Annotated in this window: 6 protein-coding genes and 1 pseudogene; all 7 read left to right on the top strand. The window is 42.7% G+C overall.

The window, feature by feature from the left end; translation table 11 throughout:
- Positions 1 to 337 (top strand): hypothetical protein (locus L4D74_RS24865; RefSeq protein WP_428755068.1); only part of this gene is annotated, 337 nt, incomplete at its 5' end.
- Positions 337 to 1,347: a hypothetical protein gene (locus tag L4D74_RS24860; RefSeq protein WP_428755066.1), complete on the top strand. Its 1,011-nt coding sequence runs from the start codon at positions 337 to 339 to the stop codon at positions 1,345 to 1,347. The genes L4D74_RS24865 and L4D74_RS24860, both read left to right, overlap by 1 nt.
- A 43-nt stretch (positions 1,348 to 1,390) precedes the next feature.
- Positions 1,391 to 1,645 (top strand): annotated as a pseudogene (locus tag L4D74_RS24855) (PAAR-like domain-containing protein); the annotation flags it as partial.
- A 158-nt stretch (positions 1,646 to 1,803) separates the two neighbouring features.
- The gene (locus tag L4D74_RS24850; RefSeq protein ID WP_265677976.1) at positions 1,804 to 2,763 is read left to right on the top strand and encodes a hypothetical protein; all 960 of its coding nucleotides are present in this window, start codon (positions 1,804 to 1,806) and stop codon (positions 2,761 to 2,763) included.
- Between the two features lie 232 nt (positions 2,764 to 2,995).
- The gene (locus L4D74_RS24845; RefSeq protein WP_428755064.1) at positions 2,996 to 3,385 is read left to right on the top strand and encodes a hypothetical protein; all 390 of its coding nucleotides are present in this window, start codon (positions 2,996 to 2,998) and stop codon (positions 3,383 to 3,385) included.
- Positions 3,386 to 3,436: 51 nt separating this feature from the next.
- Complete coding sequence (locus tag L4D74_RS24840) at positions 3,437 to 3,679, top strand: hypothetical protein (RefSeq protein ID WP_428755063.1); 243 nt, start codon at positions 3,437 to 3,439, stop codon at positions 3,677 to 3,679.
- A gap of 37 nt (positions 3,680 to 3,716) precedes the next feature.
- The coding region (locus L4D74_RS24835) for a hypothetical protein (protein ID WP_428755061.1) at positions 3,717 to 4,563 on the top strand (847 nt) is incomplete at its 3' end.

Genomic DNA, 4,563 nt, shown 5'->3' with positions numbered 1-4,563 from the left:
GAACGTATCTCAACTGCATGGCTCGATTTATCGTGTACTGGATGATGCCAAATACGCGGCTTACTCAGTCCCTGATCCCGATAAGGCCATGACCGAAACCTTCAGGAGTGCATTGGCGGCGGCATTTGAAGATAGGACGTTATGTATCGCCAAAGAAGACGGTCTGCATGTCACGGTCAATGTCGAGTTTTCGCATCCAGCGCGTCTGATCTGGTGTTACGAACCGACACCAAACACCATTGTGCCAAAACGCTATTTAACCAACAGCGGCTACATAAGCACGAGTCAAGTAGGCATGCTTGATGAAAAACCAAACTCAACACCTTGGGGAAAATAATGAATCGCGGCTCTAAAGGAATATTCACAACCAAAGCGCAACCTTTTTCAAAATGGTGGCCGCGATTTCGAGCAGAAGTGATCGTCGTCCCGATGAAAGACCCGCTCGAACCGTTTATGACGGTCAATGACCATCTGTTGACGTTAAGGACTGGTTATCATACTCGCCGAAATACCATTGTCGTGCCATGGATGCTGATGCTAACCGTATTGACCCTGTATTTTATCTACGATTCTAGCTACCAATATGATTTTGAAGCTCACAAGGCTCAGGCAGCGCGTATGATTGATTTTCATCAAGAAAGGAGAGCTGATTACGATAAGTGGGCTCAGAGAGCCGAGAAGGAAGGATATAAAGAAAAAGCGACTAAGTATAAACACTGGATTCTAGAGGAAGAAGAACAAATTCAAGCCTACAGTGTCTATTTTGAGCAAGACGGTARTGTGACATTGTTTACTCATATGAGAGCGCTTAAGCAACTTGGAGAGCTAGATTATTTCCTTTTCGGTATTGGCCTTTTTTCGTTCATGGGCGCTTTATCTTTAGGTATGTGGTTACTTTTCTTGTTGAAACCTCAAGACGCGGAAGTTTACTTTGATCGAAACCGGCAAATTGTCTACTCGTGGCGACATGGAAGGGTTGGAGCGGCATCATTTGACAAAGTGGGGATATTAGAAAACCACCTTGGCTTAAATATCGTATTGCAATTTGAGAACAAAAACCAAACGGGCTACCGCCCGATGGCGATTGTCGGCATTGATACCGGTAAGCTCGCTTTTCATACCGAAGCCGATACCACCTACCCATTAGCACAAATTCTCGCCTTTATGGACCATGGCAAAGAAGCCGTCATCACAGTGCCGTCATTTAATCGCGAACCTGCAAAGTTATTCTGGCGAGTAGATCCTAAGCCAGAAAACTTTGAAGCACGTGTAGATGCAGCATTGAAGGCAGAAGGTGACTTAGTCYATCACTACCAAACCCGTAGGCCCAAAGGGCATGCGATATAGGACTTTAAATGTGGATGAGAGACGTGAAGACATACACTATTAAAGCAATGCTAAATYGGCGGATTTATCGGGTGGTTCAACCTCGGTTAGTGCAGATGGAGGTAATAGCAAAGCGCTAAAAGGCAGTACGTTTTCAAAAAGTAGGGGTGATGCAGGCGGCGATAAGAAAGGTATATCTTCCTGTACTATTGAAGCTGAAGCAGAGTTTATTTCTGCTTCGCCGGATGTGCTCATTGAAGGTAAAGGCGTCGCGCGCCTTTCTGACCAAATGACAATGAACGTGGCCAATACCATGTGTTGGCGCACACGCTTCCGATTGTATTAGAAGAGGGCGAAATACTCTCTGTGTTACTAAGACTGGCACTCCATGAAAATGCTGACCTCTGAAGGCGAACTAGAAAAAACGTATTATGGCATGGTAGACGACAAGCCAAGCAGCATATAACAGGATGAGAAATGAAAAGATCTAATAACCAAGGTTTCTTGGTCAAATATCAATACCCACAGAGGCTCATCAAGTGGCGAGAGTCGCTCTCTTCCCATTTTAAAGCAATTCAGCCTTCAGATGACCCGCAGGAGCCTTTCATGGCAGTCACTGATGATGTTCTATCCGTGCGAGATGCAAAAAACGGGTTGAGATTTGCTTATCTCTTGCCCTTGGTTGTTGGGCTTTGGGTTTTATCATTCCTTTTTGTTGGGAAATTGGGGTCCGACTCTGCTTCAATTCACACTGGTTTAGAAAGGATCGCTAGATATCAAGAAATGGAACTTCAGGGACAATCATTTAGTAGTTATCACCAAGAAAATTATGAATATTACAAATTGATGTTTGGAGAAGATGGCCGTTACTCTCTTTTCGGTTATATAAAAGCGGTACTAGTTCACGGAACTGAGACACAACGTGAGTTTCTGGTTACTTACTCAATTCTTTCGGCGATAGTCTTATCTCTCACCGCATACTTTACGGTGTTTTTCATCAGAACCCCAAAGCCTGCCAATATTTATTTCGATCGAAAACGCCAGATTGTGTATACTTGGTTCTTTGGAAGATTAGCTGCCTGTCGATTCGAGAATTTAGGCTTTCTAGAGCGTAAAACAGGGATGGAGCTTTACCTGTATAGTGAAAATAAGAAGCGTAAAGGCGGCTATGACGTAGTGCCAATCATAGTTCAGCCAACAGGCAAAGTGCACTTCAACACTGAAAAAGATAATGATTACTTCTTAGCGCAAATATTTAACTTCATGGACAATGGAAAGAGCGCCGTCATAACTGGAGAAAGTTTTCGCCGTTCAGAATCACACTCTTACTTCTGTATCGACAAAAGGCCAGAGCCCTTTGAAGAACGATTAGAAAAGTTACTCGAACATGAGCACATTCTTCCTGAACTGTATGCGAATCTTAAAGTTGTGAATTGAGCCATTTCATCACTAAACGCAAACCAAACGGGGTCATATAAGGTCTCATTTGATTTGATGTATGTTCGTACACATCATGGCTCATTTGAAGCTGTACTGGGAGTGAGGCGAAGCATCCCATTAGGTCTTTTTTTGCCTTTATAAGTCGGCGATATACAAGAAATTCCCACTAAATAACGGCGCGTAAAGGGACTTTTCTAAATGGCGGGCGCAATTTCGAGCGGAAGTGATCGTGCTGCCAATGGAAGCCCCATTGGAACCTACCATGTCCGTCAATGATGACATCTTAACCGTCCGTACTGGATTTCATAAACGGAGAAATATGGTTGCGTTACCGTGGTTGATCGTTTCGATTTTTCTTACTTATGTTTGGTCTGAGGCAATACCGGACCTAGCTTGGGAAAAACAATTTGCTATCGATAAAATTGAACTTCGACAGAAAGATAAAGAACAAATAGAAGAGTGGCTTCTAGAAGCAAAAAAGGACAATAATTCAGAAGGCGAGAAATACTATTCAGGTAGAGTTAAAGACTATGACCAATTGATTAAAAGTTATAGGGTTTATGCAGAAAAAGAAGGTGACCCAACCATATTTACCTACCTAGAGAGTAGGTACCTATAAGGTAATTTATCTGGTCCCGTAGCTAAACTGGTAGGGTTTGGTTTTTATTTAATGCTCACTGTAATTTTTTTTGGTGTCGTGGTTATAAAGCCCAGAGATGCTGAGATTTATTTTGACCGACGTCGGGTATTGTTTACAACATGGCGTTGGGGCCGTATTGGCGCTGCACGCTTTTTCCTGTTCGATGACAAGAAGCCCAACAACTTTGACCAGAGATTAGAAATGGTGCTTGACGCAAGTGAGAATTTAGTCGAGCTCCACAAGAAGAATGTTATTAAACCATTGGCTATGTAAATACTTTTTTGGACATAATGGAGTGTTGAGAAAATAAATGAATCGCGGCTCTAAAGGAATATTCACAACCAAAGCGCAACCTTTTTCAAAATGGTGGSCGCAATTTCGAGCAGAAGTGATYGTCGTCCCGATGAAAGACCCGCTCGAACCCTTTATGACGGTCAATGACCATCTGTTGACGTTAAGGACTGGTTATCATACTCGCCGAAATACCATTGTCRTGCCATGGATGCTGATGCTAACCATATTAACCCTGTATTTTATCTACGATTCCAGCTACAAATATAACTTTGAGTCTCAAAAGGCTCGAGCTGAGCGTATGATTGAATTTCATCAAGGTAGAAATTCCGATTACAAACGATGGATTCAAGATGCCAAAAATGAAGGCGACGTAGAAGAAGAGGTATATTATCACCGAAGGCTAGCTGAGAATGAAAAGCAAATTCAAGGCTACCGCATCTATTTTGAGCAAGACGGTGATGTGACACTGTCTACTCATATGAGAGCACTTAAGCAACTAGGAAAATTAGATAGTTTTCTCTCAACGACAGGCTTCCTTGCCCTGATGTGCGCTTTATCTTTAGGAGCGTGGTTGCTTTTCTTACTTAAACCTCAAGATGCGGAAGTTTACTTTGATCGAAACCGGCAAATTGTCTACTCGTGGCGACATGAAAGGGTTGGAGCGGCATCATTTGACAAAATGGGGATATTAGAAAACCACCTTGGCTTAAATATCGTATTGCAATTTGAGAACAAAAACCAAACGGGCTACCGACCGATGGGGATAATGGGTATTGATATCGGTAAGCTTTCTTTTCATCGAGAAGGCGATATGACGCGATATGACTTACCCATTAGCTCAAATCTTAGCGTTTATGGAGCAT

It is taken from the genome of Vibrio cionasavignyae, assembly GCF_050337155.1.
GTDB lineage: Bacteria > Pseudomonadota > Gammaproteobacteria > Enterobacterales > Vibrionaceae > Vibrio > Vibrio nomapromontoriensis.
The sequence above is the reverse complement of the archived record's forward strand: the minus strand, read 5'-3'. Positions and strand labels throughout refer to the sequence as shown.